This is a genomic window from Streptomyces sp. NPDC034085 (assembly GCF_055575555.1).
The window spans coordinates 659018-672580 of record NZ_JBVISL010000001.1 but is presented as its reverse complement, the minus strand read 5'-3'; the positions used below and the strand labels follow the sequence as shown (position 1 = coordinate 672580).

The following is a 13563-nucleotide window of genomic DNA, read 5'->3' as shown; positions in this document are numbered from 1 at the left end:
GGCGGCCGCCCCGGCGCACCGGACCGCGTCGCGGGCCGCCGTACACGGCTGTGACCTGCGGAGACGAAATCACCGAAAAAACTTCGCCGGACGGCGATGAGTTCGTGCGGGCCCCCGGGTCTACCCCTTCGACAGCGCACCGCGTAGCGCGCACCACGCACCACGCCACCAGAGAAGAGGAACCGAGATGGCTCAGATGATCTTCGTCAACCTGCCGGTGAAGGACCTGGACGCCGCGAAGGCCTTCTGGGAGAAGCTCGGCTACTCCTTCAACCCGCAGTTCACCGACGAGACGGCGGCCTCCCTGGTGATCAGCGACACCATCTTCGCGATGCTCCTGACCGAGGCGAAGTTCAAGGAGTTCGCCACCAAGCCGGTGGCCGACGCCTCGCAGACCACCGAGGTCATGGTCGCGCTCAGCGCCGACAGCCGCGAGAAGGTCGACGAGGTCGTCGACGCCGCCCTCGCGGCCGGCGCCACCGAGCCCCGCCCGGCCATGGACCTGGGCTTCATGTACGGCCGCGCCTTCGAGGACCTGGACCACCACGTGTGGGAGTACGTCTGGATGGACCCCGCCGCGATCCAGGGCTGACCGGCCCCTAGGAGGCGGGAGCGGAGGCGGTCCGCACCGGGTACGTCCGGACCGCCACCTCCTCGTCGTCCAGGCAGCGCCCCGACTCCAGGTCGAAGCGCTGCTTCAGCAGCGGCGACGCCACGAAGGGCCGGCCCGCCGCCCGGCCCACCAGCCCGCGCGACAGGACGTGCGCGCCGGTGAAGGGGTCCTGGTTGCCGATGGCGTACGGGCGTCCCGCGCGGTCGAGGAAGACCGCCGCCTGGCTCCCGTCGGGCAGCAGGGCCGCGACCCCGCGCCCGGGGACGAGCGCCGAGAGCTCGCACACCGTCAGCCAGCTGTCGGCCACCTTCAGTTCGACGGTCATCGGACCGGTCCTCCAATGGTCAGGACGGCCAGGTCGGGCTTGACCTGGTCGCGCTCGGGAACGAACTTCACGGTCGGGTCGGGGGCGCCGGGGGCGTTCACGAAGGACACGAACCGGCGCAGCCGGTCCGGGTCCGACAGGGTCTCGGCCCACTCGTCGCGGTAGTGCGCCACGTGGTCGGCCATCAGGGCCTCCAGCTCCGCGCACAAGCCCAGCGAGTCGTGCACCACCACGTCCCGCAGGTGGTCCAGGCCGCCCTCCAGCCGGTCCAGCCAGGTGGAGGTGCGCTCCAGGCGGTCGGCGGTGCGGATGTAGAACATCAGGAAACGGTCGATGAGCCGCACCAGTTCGGCGTCGGAAAGATCCTGTGCGAGCAGGTCCGCGTGGCGCGGGGTCGCCCCGCCGTTGCCGCCGACGTAGAGGTTCCAGCCGCTCGCCGTAGCGATCACCCCGAAGTCCTTGCTCTGCGCCTCCGCGCACTCGCGGGCGCAGCCCGACACGGCCGACTTCAGCTTGTGCGGTGCGCGCAGGCCCCGGTAGCGCAGCTCCAGGTCGATGGCCATCCGCACGCTGTCCTGGACGCCGTAGCGGCACCAGGTCTGCCCCACGCAGGACTTCACCGTCCGCAGGGCCTTGCCGTACGCGTGCCCGGACTCGAAGCCCGCGTCGACCAGCCGCGCCCAGATCTGCGGCAGCTGGTCCACGCTCGCGCCGAAGAGGTCGATCCGCTGACCTCCGGTGATCTTCGTGTAGAGGCCGAAGTCGCGGGCCACCTCCCCGATCACGATCAGCTTGTCGGGGGTGATCTCACCGCCCGGGATGCGCGGGACGACCGAGTACGAGCCGTTGCGCTGGAGGTTGGCGAGGAAGTGGTCGTTGGTGTCCTGGAGGGCGGCCTGCTCCCCGTCCAGGACGTAGCCGCTGGCGCCCAGGGCGGGCGCGAGGGAGGCGATGATCGAGCCGACGGCCGGTTTGCAGACCTCACAACCGTCACCGCCGCGCGCCTCCGCCCGGCCGTGGCCGTCCAGCAGCTCCCGGTACGAGGCCAGGCGCCGCGTGCGCACGATCTCGTACAGCTCGGCCCGGGTGTACGGGAAGCAGCCGCACAGCCCCTGGTCGGCCGCGGCCGGCAGCAGCTGCCCGATCACCTTCAGGCAGCTGCCGCAGCCGGTGCCGGCCTTGGTGCACTTCTTCACCTCGGGCAGGGTGGCGCAGGCGGTGATGGCCTTCTTGGTGACGTTGTGGCAGGAGCAGATCACCGCCGTGTCCGGCAGCGAGGACGGGCCGAGCGCGACGGGCGCGCCGACGCCGGCCGGCAGCACCAGCTGCTCCGGGGAGACCGGCGGGACGCTGCCGGTGAGGGGGCGCAGCAGCCCGTACGCGTCCGCGTCGCCGACCAGCACCCCGCCGAGCAGCACCCCGTCGGGGGAGACGACCAGCTTCTTGTAGATCCCGGAGCGGGAGTCGGACCAGACCACGTCCAGGCTGCCCTCCGCCGCGCCGTGCGCGTCGCCGAAGGAGGCCACGTCGACCCCGAGCAGCTTGAGCTTGGTGGACAGGTCGGCCCCCGTGAACTCCTTCTCCCGACCCAGGAGGTCTTCGGCGGCCGTCTCGGCCATCTCGTAGCCGGGCGCGACCAGCCCGTAGACGCGGCCGTCGACGGCCTGCGCGCACTCGCCGATGGCGTACACGTGCGGGTCCGAGGTGCGGCAGCGGGCGTCCACGGTGATGCCGCCGCGCTCGCCGACCGCCAGGCCCGCGGCGCGGGCCAGCTGGTCGCGGGGGCGGACCCCGGCCGAGAAGACCACCAGGTCGGTCTCGACGGTGGACCCGTCCGAGAGGCTCATCCCGCACACCGAGCCGTCCTCGCCGGTCAGCACCGCCTGCGTGCCCACCCCGGTGTGCACCGTCAGCCCCATGGACTCGATGGTGCGCAGCAGGGCCGCGCCGCCGCCCTCGTCCACCTGGACGGGCATCAGGCGCGGGGCGAACTCGACGACGCGGGTGGCGAGCCCGAGCCCCTTGAGGGCGCCCGCCGCCTCCAGGCCGAGGAGGCCGCCGCCGACGACGGCCCCGCTGGTGCGGGTCTTGGCGTAGTCCTCGATCGCGAGGAGGTCCTCGATGGTGCGGTAGACGAAGCAGCCGGGGGCGTCCTTGCCGGGGACGGGCGGCACGAAGGGGTAGCTGCCGGTCGCCAGGACGAGGACGTCGTACGGGAAGACCTGCCCGGAGCGGGAGGTGACGGTACGGGCGCCGGTGTCGACCTGCTCGGCGGGATCGTCGAGGTGGAGCTCGATCCCGTGCTGCTCCATGAACCCGGCCGGGGTGAGGGAGAGGTCCTCGGGGGTCGAGCCGGAGAAGTACGAGGTGAGGTGCACGCGGTCGTAGGCGGGCCGCGGCTCCTCGCAGAGCACCGTGATCCGGTGTGTGGCGGTGGCCCCGCGTTCGGCGAGGGCCTCCAGGTAGCGCTGGCCGACCATGCCGTGTCCGATGAGCACGATCGCGGGCAGGGGCTCGGGCACGGTCATCAGTGGCCTCCGTCGTCGGTGAGCAGGTGGAACGGGTCGTGCGGGGCGGTGAGGAACTCGTCGCCCTCCCAGGTGCGGGCGAGGGCGCCCACGGTGGAGAGCTCGCCGAGCAGCACCCCGCCGACGAGCCGGTCGCCGCGCAGGACGACCTTGCGGTAGGTGCGGCGGGTGGCATCGGCGAGGCGGAGCACGTCGTCGCCGGGGAGCGGGACCGGGTCGCCGAAGGCGGCGAGGTCGAAGGGGCCGGCGCCGTCCGCGGTGGGAAGGGTGAGGCGGGTGAGGGCACGGGTGCCGGTGTACGCGGCGTCCGCCGACCCCCGGAGGACCGCCGCGAGGGCGTCGGCCTGCTCCAGGGCGGGCCCGGCCAGGCCGTACACCCGGCCGTCGTGCTCGGCGCAGTCGCCGATGGCGTGGACGTACGGGTCGCTGGTGCGCAGCCGGGCGTCGACCACGACGCCCTTGCGGACCTCCAGCCCGGCCGCCTGGGCGAGCCCGACCCGGGGGCGGACCCCGCAGGCGAGGACGACGACGTCGGCGTCGAGCCGGTAGCCGTCGGCGAGCTCGACCCCGGTGACCCTGCGGGTGTCCGGGCCGGGCGGGGTGCCGGGCCGCCGGCCGGCCGGGACGGTGGTCAGGCCGCGGACGCGGCATTCCGTGTGGATCTCCACGCCGAGCGCGTCCAGGTGGTCCCGCAGCAGCGCGGAGGCGTCGGCGTCGAGCTGGCGCTCCATCAGGCGCTCCGCCTGCTGGGCGAGGACCACCTGCGCGCCCCGCGCGGCCAGCGCACGGGCCGCGGAGACGCCCAGCAGGCCGCCGCCGATCACCACGGCCCGTACGCCCGGGCCCGCGGCCGCCGCGAGGGCCAGGCAGTCGTCCATGGTGCGGAACGCGTGCACCCCCTCCGGGAGTTCCCGCCCGTCCGGGGTGAACAGCCCGCGCAGCGGCGGGAGCACCGGGTTCGAGCCGGTGGCCAGCACCAGGGTGTCGTACCGCTCCACGGCGCCGTCGTCACAGTGCACGGCGCGGTCCGCGCGGTCGATCCGCACCGCCCGGACACCCCGGCGCAGCGCCGGGCCGGGGGCCGGGAGCGCGGTGACCTCGGGTGCGTACCGGCCGGCCAGCACCTCGGCCAGCAGGACCCGGTTGTAGGGGGCGTGGGTCTCCTCCCCGAGGACGGTCACCGCCGCGCCGGGGCCCAACCGTGCGGCGAGCCGCAGGCCCGCCAGGCCGCCGCCGATCACCACCACACGCTGCTTCGAGGTCATGGAACGAGCGTGCGGGCCCGCTGTTTCCCCGCCGCATCGCCTCTGTTACCCGGACGGAACACCGGCCTCAGCGCCCCCGTCGAGGGCCGGTGAGGCGGCTCGCGGCGGCGCCTCGGCGCGCCGAAGCTCAACCTTTGCGCAAGTTTCCGGTGATCGATGGCTCCTGCACCGAACCGGTCCCTAGGGTCGTGGCCGTGCCTGACATATCAACGACCATGATCATCGTGCTGTGCGCGGCCGCAGCGGCGGCCGGCTGGATCGACGCGGTGGTGGGCGGCGGCGGACTGCTGCTCCTGCCGGCCCTGCTGCTCGGTCTGCCGAACGCCCACCCCGCCGCCGTCCTCGGAACGAACAAGGCGGTCGCCATCGTGGGCACCGCCGGCGCGGCCGCCACCTACGTCCGCAAGACCCCGGTGGACGTGAAGCTCGCCGTCCGCATCGGTGTGGCCGCGCTCGCCGGATCCATGGGAGGGGCCGCGCTCGCCGGGGGCATCAGCAAGGACACGATGCGCCCGCTGATCATGGGGGTGCTGGTGGTGGTCGCGGCCGTGGTCATCTTCAAGCCGGGCTTCGGCGCCGCCCCCGCCGCCTCCCCCGTCTCCCGCGGCCGGGTGCTGCTCACGATCGCCCTCGCGGGCCTCGGCATCGGCTTCTACGACGGCCTCATCGGCCCCGGCACCGGCACCTTCCTGGTGCTGGCCCTGACCGCCCTGCTCCACCTCGACCTGGTCACCGCCTCCGCCACCGCCAAGATCGTCAACTGCTGCACCAACGCGGGGGCGCTGGCCATGTTCGCCTACCAGGGCATGGTGTTCTGGCAGCTGGCCGCGCTGATGGCGGTCTTCAACCTGGCCGGCGGCATGGTCGGGGCCCGGATGGCACTGAAGAAGGGCAGCGGCTTCGTCCGCGGGGTGCTGCTCACGGTGGTGGGCGCGCTGGTGGTGAAGCTCGGCCTCGAACAGTGGGGGTAGCACCCCGTCAGAACGTCCCCGTGAGGTGGGCGAAGACGACGACGTTGCCCTGGTAGCCGGTGCGCGGGGAGAAGGCGCCGCCACAGGTGATCACCCGCAGCTCGGCGCGCGGCGAGGGGCCGTACACGCGCCGGTCCGGGAAGTCCCCGGCGTCGTGGACCTCGACCGCGTGGACGGTGAAGACGGCCGTACGCCCGTCCGCGCGGGCGACCTCGATCCCGGCCCCCCGGTGCAGCGCGCCCAGGTGGTAGAAGACGGCGGGGCCGCTGGCGTGGTCGACGTGGCCCACGATCACGGCGGTGCCCGTCGCACCCGGCGTCGTCCCGTCCCGGTACCAGCCCGCGAGGTCCCGGCGGGCCGGCGGGGGCACTTCGAGGCCGCCGTCGCGGTCCAGGCCCAGTCCCGTGAGCGGGGCGTCCACCCGGATCGACGGGATCCGGATCCGGACGGGCGGCGAACCGGGCAGCGGGCCGATGCTCCCGGGGTAGAGGACCTGCGCGCTCAGCGCCTCGGCGGGGGAGGGCAGCGGGGGCCGTACGGTCACCCCGACGCCGCTGCCGATCAGCCAGACGCCGACGCACGCGGCGAGCGCGACCAGCCCGGCCCGCATCCGCATCCGCACCCGTCGGCCGGTGCCGCCGCGTGAGCCGCTCCGCGCGGCGGCCGGCCCGCCGCTGCCGCCCCCTGCGGCCCCGGGGCGTCCCCGCAGGCCTGGGAAGCCGCCACGCATGCGCCGTACCCCCTTGTCTCGCCGTTCGTGGCAGTGGCCGTCGCCCGGCCCCGCGAACGGGGGGGACCTCGCGGGGCGGGCGACGGGGGGCGGTACCGGTCGGACCGCGGCCGCAGCCGCGGTGGGCGCCCGTCAGCTCCGCGTGCCGCTCGCCCGGCGACGCAGGAGCCAGGTACCGCCGACGGCGGCCGCGGCCAGTACGGCCGCTCCCGCCGTGATCTTGGCGGGGTCGGTGGCGGTGGTCGTGCCACCACCCACCCCGGTCCGGACGTGGCCCCGCGGGCCGCGCTCGGAGACGATCAGGTCGCCGGTCGCGAACTTGCCGTCCGCGCAGGTGGCGCCGATCTCGTAGGTGCCCGGCCGCAGGCCGTGGCCGACCCGGAACTGGCCCGTGACCGCGTCCCCGCGGGTGCCCGGGACCAGCGTGAAGCGGCCGCCGTCCACCGTGCTGGCATCGCCCTCGGCCCGGCCGCCCCGGCCGCACGCCGTCGTGTTCACGGTGACGGTGGTCCCCGGAGCGGCCTTTTTCGGCCAGACTTCCAGTACGGCGAAGTCGCCGGGCGCGAAGGCGGTCATGCCGAGTCCCGCGGCGGCCACCGCCCCGGCGACCGGCCCGGCGAAGGCGACGGCGGTCAGCGCGGTGGCGGTGAGCACGTGGGCGGTGCTGCGGCGCATGGGTAACTCCAGGGGACACGGGGTCGTGTCTCGAGGTAAACCGGCGTGCCCGGCGCCCGCCTGCTGAGCCAGCGTCAGATCCGGCCCGAGCCGCCCGACCGACGGGAATCGGCGCAGGTCAGGGCCGTGAAGGGGCATCCGTGTCCGCCCACGCCGTCCGGGTGACGCCGGGCCCGCGAAGGCGCCGCGTACGGTGGGCCCACGCGGAAGCAGTCGTAGTCGTCGTCGGGGGAGGGCCCTGTGGCATCGGTCGGCCGGCCGGAACCGGAAGGCGGCGTCCTGCCGTTCTTCGTGTACGGGACGCTGCGGCCGGGGGAGGTGAACCACCGCCTGTTCCTGCGGGGCCGCACCGCCGCCGAGGAGCCGGCCCGGCTGCCGGACGCGGCGCTGTACGAGGGGCCCGGCTATCCGTACGCCGTCGACCGCCCCGGCTCCGCCGTGGCCGGCGAGCTGGTCACCGCCGCGCCCGGCGCGTACGCGGAACTGCTGGTCGCGCTGGACCTGCTGGAGGAGTACGCCGGCCCGGGACGCCCGGGGAACGTCTACGACCGGGTCGCCCGCGAGGCCGTGCGGCCCGACGGCAGCCGCGTCCGGGCCTGGGTCTACCTGGCGGCCCCGCCCCTGGCCCACCGCCTCGCGCGGTCGGGCACCGAGATACCCGGCGGTGACTGGCTGCGCCGCTGAGCGCTCCGGGACCTGAAGCGGCTACGGGCCCTACAGCCCCTCGGCGCCGCGGTTGCGCAGGCGCTGGCCGTACTGCTGGAGCACCCACAGCTCCTGCTGGATCGCCGCGTGCTGCTCCGGCGGGGCCTGCGGGCCCAGCCGGGACAGGGCGCCCTGGATCTCGTGGACCCGGCGGTCCACGGCGCGCAGCCGCACCTGCACCAGCTGGACCCCCGCGTACACGTCGTCCACCGTCTTGGCGTGGATCGCCTCCACCGCCAGCTCCGTCACCAGGGCGCGGACGGTGTCGTTCGGGGCCGCCTCGCGCACCCGGGCCACGTAGCCCTCGCCGCCCTGCGACGCGCCGCCCGCGTCCTGGATGGCCTGGCGGACCGCCGCGTACGGCGGAGCGGTGAACTCGTCGGTCCCGTACGCGTCGAAGGCGGGGGAGACCAGCTCCGGCCGCTGGAGCGCCAGCTTGAGCAGCTCGCGCTCGGTGCGGTGCGCGGGGCTGCGCAGGTTCAGGGCGGGGCCGCCGCTCTGCGCGGGAGCGGGCGCGGGGGCGTCCCCGTACGACCGGCCGCGCTGCTGCTGCGGCGGCTGCTGGCCGCGCTCGCGCGCCCAGCGGGCCAGCTGCGCGACCCGCTTGACCACGAACTGCTCGTCGCGGATGCCCAGCATGCCTGCCAGCTGGACCGCCGACTCGTGCTGGATCGCGATGTTCTTGATGCCCGCGACCACCGGCGCGGCCTCGTCCAGCGCGGCCGCCCGGCCCGCCGGGTTCTCCAGGTTGTGCCGGGCCACGATGTGCCGCAGGGCGAACTCGAACAGCGGGGTCCGGGACTCCACCAGCCCGGCCACGGCGCCGTCGCCCTGCGCGAGACGCAGGTCGCAGGGGTCCATCCCGCCCGGGGTGATCGCGATCGAGGTCTCCGCCGCGAACTTCTGGTCGTCCTCGAAGGCCCGCAGCGCCGCCTTCTGCCCGGCCGCGTCACCGTCGAAGGTGAAGATCACCTCGGCGGTCGCGTTGTCCATCAGCAGCCGGCGCAGGATCTTGATGTGGTCCCCGCCGAACGCCGTGCCGCAGGTGGCGATGGCGGTGGTCACCCCGGCCAGGTGACAGGCCATGACGTCGGTGTAGCCCTCGACGACCACCGCCCGGGAGGTCTTCGCGATCTCCTTCTTCGCCAGGTCGATGCCGTACAGCACCTGGGACTTCTTGTAGATCGCCGTCTCGGGGGTGTTCAGGTACTTGGGGCCGTTGTCGTCGTCGCGCAACTTGCGCGCGCCGAAGCCGACGACCTCGCCGCTGATGTCGCGGATCGGCCACATGAGCCGGCCCCGGAAGCGGTCGATGGGCTTGCCGCTGCGGCTGTCCTGGGCCAGACCGGAGAGGATCAGCTCCTTGTCGGTGAAGCCCTTGCCGCGCAGGAACCGGGTCAGGTGGTCCCAGCCGGCCGGGCTGTAGCCCACCCCGAAGTGCTCGGCCGCCGCCTGGTCGAAGCCGCGCTCCGCCAGGAAGCGGCGGCCGATCTCCGCCTCGGCGCCGCCGAGCTGCTCCGCGTAGAAGACGGCGGCGGCCTTGTGCGCCTCGACCAGGCGGATCCGCTCGCCGCGGCCGCTGGTGCCGGCGGTGTAGCCGCCCTCCTCGTACCGCAGGGTGATGCCGGCCTGGCCGGCCAGGCGCTCGACGGCCTCCGAGAAGGAGAGGTGGTCGATCTTCATGATGAAGTCGAGGGTGTCCCCGCCCGCCTGGCAGCCGAAGCAGTGGTAGAAGCCCTTGCTGGGGCTGACCTGGAAGGACGGGGACTTCTCGTCGTGGAAGGGGCACAGCCCCTTGAGGTTGCCGCCGCCGGCGTTGCGCAGCTGGAGGTACTCGGAGACCACGGCGTCGATCGGGACCGCGTCCCGTACCGCCTTCACGTCGTCGTCGTTGATCCGTCCTGCCACCCGTGAAGTCTACGGCCGGACGCCGGCGAACCCGTCAGGCACCCTCCTGCGGCACGAGGGACTCCAGCGGAACCGAGGGGTCCGCCAGCCGTTCCCGGTCCACCGGCGCCTTCGACCTGATCAGGGCCTGGATGTGCCCCGTGACGTCCCACACGTTCACGTTCATCCCGGCCAGCACCCGGCCGTCGGACAGCCAGAACGCGATGAACTCCCGCTTGCCCACGTCACCGCGGATCAGCACCTGGTCGTAGCCGCCCGCCGGGGCGTACCCGGAGTACTCCAGGCCCACGTCGTACTGGTCGGAGAAGAAGTACGGCACCCGGTCGTACGAGACCTCCTGCCCGAGCATGGCCCGCGCGGCGGCCGGGCCGCCGTTGAGGGCGTTCGCCCAGTGCTCGACGCGCAGCCGGGTGCCCACCGCCGGGTGGTGGGCGGCGGCCACGTCCCCGGCCGCGAAGACGTCCGGGTCGGAGGTCCGCAGCGAGTCGTCCACGGCGATGCCGCCGCCGTGCGCCCGGTCGACCAGGGCCAGCCCCGAGGTCTCGGCGAGCGCGGTCCGCGGCGCCGCGCCGATCGCGGCGAGCACCGCGTGCGCCGGGTGCTCCTCGCCGTCGTCCGTCCGCACAGCCAGCACCATGCCGTCGTGGCCGACGATCTCGGTGAGCTTCGCCCCGAAGTGAAAGCGGACGCCGTGCTCGGCGTGCAGGTCGGTGAAGAGCCGGCCGACCTCCGGGCCGAGCACCGCGTGCAGCGGGGTGGCCTCCGGCTCGACCACGGTGACCTCGGCGCCGTAGCCGCGGGCCGCCGCCGCGACCTCCAGCCCGATCCAGCCGGCGCCGGCGATCAGCAGGTGGCCGTTGTCCCGGCCCAGGGCGGCCAGTACGCCCCGCAGCCGCTCGGCGTGCGCGAGCCGGCGCAGGTGGTGCACCCCCGCCAGGCCGGTGCCGGGGACCTCCAGGCGGCGCGGCTCCGCCCCGGTGGCCAGCAGCAGCTTGTCGTAGTGCAGCAGGGTGCCGTCGCCCAGGCGCACGGTCTTGGCATCCCGGTCCAGGTGGACGGCGGGCTGGCCCAGGTGCAGCTCGACGTCGGCGTTCGCGTACCAGGACGGCTCGTGCACGAAGACGCTCTCGCGCTCGTCCTTGCCCACCAGGTACCCCTTCGACAGCGGGGGCCGTTCGTACGGATGGTCGCGCTCGTCGCCGATCAGGATCACCCGGCCCGTGAACCCCTCCGCCCTCAGCGTCTCGGCGGCCTTGGCCCCGGCGAGCCCTGCGCCGACGATGATGAACGTCTGATGTGCGTCGACCACCTGATGCCTCCTCATAACCTCTCGGCCGTTTGCGGCCGCCTTCGAGCGTCCCGCACCCAGCCTGCCGCGTGAAGGGGGAGTGGCCCGATCGGCTCACCCTTCGGCGCGCCGCCCGCGGCGGGTGAGGCGGGCGTGCAGGGAGCGGGCGGACGCGTCGGTGAGGCAGGCGATCTGGTCGATGACCGCGCGTTTGCGGGCCTTGTCGTCCGGCGCCGCGTCGAAGATCGCCCGGAACTGGGGGTCCAGGCCCTCCGGCGCCCGGGAGCTGAGGGCCTCGGCGAGTTCGGCCAGGACGATGCGCTGGTCCGCCCTCAGCCGCTCCTGCTCGTCGCGCTGCATCACGTACAGGTCGGCGACCGCCTTGAGGACCGCGCACTCGTTGCGCGCCTCGCGCGGTACGACCAGCTCGGCCGCGTACCGGGTGAGGCGGCCGGAACCGTACGCCTCGCGGGTGGCGCCCTCGGCCGCCAGGCAGAAGCGGCCGATCAGCTGGCTGGTGGCGTCCTTCAGGCGGGCCTGGGCCACCGCCGAACCGTCGTAGCCGTGCGGCCACCACTCCTGCTCCATCAGCCGGTCCAGCGCCTCGCGCAGCTCCTCCGGAGCGGTCCCGGAGGGCACGTACCGGCCGATCGCGACCTGCCAGATGGCGGTCCGCTCCGGCTCGGCGAAGAGGAGGTTGGGGTCGAGGTGCCCGGCGTGCAGGCCGTCCTCGAAGTCGTGCACGGAGTACGCGACGTCGTCCGCCCAGTCCATGACCTGCGCCTCGAAGCACTTGCGGTCGGCGGGCGCGCCGCGCCGCAGCCACTCGAAGACCGGCAGGTCGTCCTCGTAGGCCCCGAACTTCACCGAATCGGGGTCGGTGGGGTGGCCGCCGCGCGCCCAGGGGTACTTGGTGGCCGCGTCCAGGCAGGCACGGGTCAGGTTGAGGCCGACGCTCACCTGGGTGCCGTCCGGGCCGGTGGCGAACCGTTTGGGCTCCAGCCGCGTCAGCAGGCGCAGCGACTGGGCGTTGCCCTCGAAACCGCCGCAGTCCTTGGCGAACTCGTTGAGCGCCTCCTCGCCGTTGTGCCCGAACGGCGGGTGGCCCATGTCGTGGGAGAGGCAGGCCGCCTCGACGAGGTCGGGGTCGCAGCCGAGGGCCGCGCCGAGCTCCCGGCCGACCTGCGCGCACTCCAGCGAGTGCGTCAGCCGGGTACGGGGGCTCGCGTCCCACTCGAAGGAACGGGTGCCCGGGGTGACGACCTGGGTCTTCCCGGCGAGGCGGCGCAGCGCGGCCGAGTGCAGCACCCGGGCGCGGTCGCGCTGGAAGGCGGTGCGGCCGGGCCGCTTGTCGGGCTCGGCGGCCCAGCGCTCGGTGGCGGCCGGACCGTAGGACTCGGTGGACTCACAGGCGGGGGCGTGCGCGGTGCCTTCCATGGTCAGACGTTAACCGGAGCCACCGACAATCCGAGCAATCCGAACCGACCGGGCGTCAAGCGGTGGCGAGTTCCCGGTGGTGCGCGGGACGGGCCAGTGCCTCGTCGTAGCGCCGCAGGACCAGCCGGGCCAGCGCCGGGTGCGCGCCGAGCGGTGCCGCCGCCGGGCCGGCCGCGGCGGCGGCACTCGCGGAGGCGAAGCGGCCCGGCGCGGCGAAGTAGGAGGCCACCGCGGCCCGGTGGTGGCCCCGGGCGGCCAGCGCCCGGACGGCGTCCGCCACGCTCGGCGCGGCAGCGGAGGCGTACGCGGGGACGACGGGGACCCCGCCGAGCCGCTCGGAGAGCAGGTCGGCGCTGCGGCGGGTGTCGGCGGCGGAGTCCGGGTCGAGGGACCCGGCCGCGGCCAGCACGACGGCCGTGCCGGGTGTCCAGCCCGCCTCCAGGAGCCGCTCGAAGAGGGCCTCGGCCAGCAGCGGGTGGGGGCCCAGCGGGACGGCGATGCGGATCCGCAGGTGCCCGGCGCGGGCCGCGGCGGCGGGGAGGTCCCGCTTGACGTGGGTGCCGCGGCCGAGGAGCAGCGGTACGAGGACGGCCGGACCGGCGGCGTCCCGCAGGGTGTCGGCCAGCAGCGGCCGGTTCAGCTCGATGTGCCCGAGCCGGACGTCGAGGGCCGGGCGGAGTTCGCGGACCCGTTCGAGCAGGGCGTGGACGGTGTGCGGGGCGCGCGGGTCGCGGCTGCCGTGGGCCACGGCGACGAGGGTGGGGTGCATGGGGGGACTCCGTGGTGCCGGGCGCGGGGCGGGCGCAGGCCGCTGAGCTGGGTGCCGAGCTGGTCGGTGATCCGGGTCAGCAGCTCGGCCGCGGTGCCGAAGGGGAGGGAGGGCGGGAGGGGGTGGGTGGCGGGAGGGTGCACCGGCTCCGTCATGGACCGATCCTGCGGGGTCCGGGTTGCGGGGGTGTTGCGCGGGGATGACGGGTGTTTTCCTCCTGCTCACTCGCTCATTCGTACGAGTGAAAGGTGGGGTGTCCGGAACTGGCGGCCCGGGCGGTTCGTCATTGCGTGCGAGAGGCGTGTGGAGCGAGGGGGAGCGGTCATGGGGAAGCCGGTGTGGGGGAGGA

12 protein-coding genes are annotated in these 13563 nt (G+C 74.4%); 3 read left to right on the top strand and 9 right to left on the bottom strand.

Annotated elements, in window-relative coordinates; all coding sequences use genetic code 11:
• Window positions 1-187 precede the first annotated feature (187 nt).
• Complete coding sequence (locus ACZ501_RS03175; RefSeq protein WP_361603894.1) at window positions 188-592, top strand: VOC family protein; 405 nt, start codon at window positions 188-190, stop codon at window positions 590-592.
• A 7-nt stretch (window positions 593-599) separates the two neighbouring features.
• Here the strand turns inward: ACZ501_RS03175 and nirD are convergent, their stop codons facing one another.
• From nirD to ACZ501_RS03160, 3 genes are read right to left on the bottom strand one after another with little or no spacing between them, the layout of a single operon-like run.
• Window positions 600-938, bottom strand: coding sequence for a nitrite reductase small subunit NirD (gene nirD, locus ACZ501_RS03170; RefSeq protein ID WP_361603891.1), 339 nt, complete (start codon window positions 936-938; stop codon window positions 600-602).
• The gene (nirB, locus tag ACZ501_RS03165; protein ID WP_468792104.1) at window positions 935-3466 is read right to left on the bottom strand and encodes a nitrite reductase large subunit NirB; all 2532 of its coding nucleotides are present in this window, start codon (window positions 3464-3466) and stop codon (window positions 935-937) included. The genes nirD and nirB overlap by 4 nt, the downstream gene beginning before the upstream one ends.
• The gene (locus tag ACZ501_RS03160; protein WP_468792101.1) at window positions 3466-4731 is read right to left on the bottom strand and encodes an NAD(P)/FAD-dependent oxidoreductase; all 1266 of its coding nucleotides are present in this window, start codon (window positions 4729-4731) and stop codon (window positions 3466-3468) included. The genes nirB and ACZ501_RS03160 overlap by 1 nt, the downstream gene beginning before the upstream one ends.
• 194 nt (window positions 4732-4925) lie before the next feature.
• On the opposite strand from ACZ501_RS03160, the gene ACZ501_RS03155 reads away from it, so the two are divergent.
• Window positions 4926-5702 carry a sulfite exporter TauE/SafE family protein gene (locus ACZ501_RS03155; RefSeq protein WP_468792098.1) on the top strand — a complete coding sequence of 259 codons (777 nt, stop codon included), beginning with the start codon at window positions 4926-4928 and terminating at the stop codon, window positions 5700-5702.
• A gap of 7 nt (window positions 5703-5709) precedes the next feature.
• Here ACZ501_RS03155 and ACZ501_RS03150 read toward each other — a convergent pair whose 3' ends face one another.
• Window positions 5710-6318, bottom strand: a complete 609-nt coding sequence (locus ACZ501_RS03150; protein ID WP_362460305.1) for a class F sortase — start codon at window positions 6316-6318, stop codon at window positions 5710-5712.
• 246 nt (window positions 6319-6564) lie between these two features.
• A complete protein-coding gene (locus ACZ501_RS03145; protein WP_468792095.1) occupies window positions 6565-7107 on the bottom strand; it encodes a hypothetical protein in 543 nt (180 codons plus the stop codon).
• A 240-nt stretch (window positions 7108-7347) separates the two neighbouring features.
• On the opposite strand from ACZ501_RS03145, the gene ACZ501_RS03140 reads away from it, so the two are divergent.
• Window positions 7348-7791, top strand: a complete 444-nt coding sequence (locus tag ACZ501_RS03140; protein WP_361610458.1) for a gamma-glutamylcyclotransferase family protein — start codon at window positions 7348-7350, stop codon at window positions 7789-7791.
• Window positions 7792-7821: 30 nt separating this feature from the next.
• Here the strand turns inward: ACZ501_RS03140 and dnaG are convergent, their stop codons facing one another.
• From dnaG to ACZ501_RS03120, 4 genes are all read right to left on the bottom strand, one after another.
• Window positions 7822-9720, bottom strand: a complete 1899-nt coding sequence (dnaG, locus tag ACZ501_RS03135; protein WP_468792092.1) for a DNA primase — start codon at window positions 9718-9720, stop codon at window positions 7822-7824.
• A 34-nt stretch (window positions 9721-9754) separates the two neighbouring features.
• Window positions 9755-11029: an NAD(P)/FAD-dependent oxidoreductase gene (locus ACZ501_RS03130; protein WP_361610460.1), complete on the bottom strand. Its 1275-nt coding sequence runs from the start codon at window positions 11027-11029 to the stop codon at window positions 9755-9757.
• Between the two features lie 93 nt (window positions 11030-11122).
• Complete coding sequence (locus ACZ501_RS03125; protein ID WP_361610461.1) at window positions 11123-12445, bottom strand: deoxyguanosinetriphosphate triphosphohydrolase; 1323 nt, start codon at window positions 12443-12445, stop codon at window positions 11123-11125.
• A 55-nt stretch (window positions 12446-12500) separates the two neighbouring features.
• Window positions 12501-13214, bottom strand: coding sequence for a sirohydrochlorin chelatase (locus ACZ501_RS03120; RefSeq protein ID WP_468792089.1), 714 nt, complete (start codon window positions 13212-13214; stop codon window positions 12501-12503).
• Window positions 13215-13563 lie beyond the last annotated feature (349 nt).

Excerpts from the sequence above, each read along its gene's own strand:
- ACZ501_RS03175 (WP_361603894.1), top strand. The coding sequence starts at position 188 with ATGGCTCAGATGATCTTCGTCAACCTGCCGGTGAAGGACCTGGACGCC.
- nirD (WP_361603891.1), bottom strand. The coding sequence starts at position 938 with ATGACCGTCGAACTGAAGGTGGCCGACAGCTGGCTGACGGTGTGCGAG.
- nirB (WP_468792104.1), bottom strand. The coding sequence starts at position 3,466 with ATGACCGTGCCCGAGCCCCTGCCCGCGATCGTGCTCATCGGACACGGC.
- ACZ501_RS03160 (WP_468792101.1), bottom strand. The coding sequence starts at position 4,731 with ATGACCTCGAAGCAGCGTGTGGTGGTGATCGGCGGCGGCCTGGCGGGC.
- ACZ501_RS03150 (WP_362460305.1), bottom strand. The coding sequence starts at position 6,318 with ATGCGGATGCGGGCCGGGCTGGTCGCGCTCGCCGCGTGCGTCGGCGTC.
- ACZ501_RS03145 (WP_468792095.1), bottom strand. The coding sequence starts at position 7,107 with ATGCGCCGCAGCACCGCCCACGTGCTCACCGCCACCGCGCTGACCGCC.
- ACZ501_RS03125 (WP_361610461.1), bottom strand. The coding sequence starts at position 12,445 with ATGGAAGGCACCGCGCACGCCCCCGCCTGTGAGTCCACCGAGTCCTAC.
- ACZ501_RS03120 (WP_468792089.1), bottom strand. The coding sequence starts at position 13,214 with ATGCACCCCACCCTCGTCGCCGTGGCCCACGGCAGCCGCGACCCGCGC.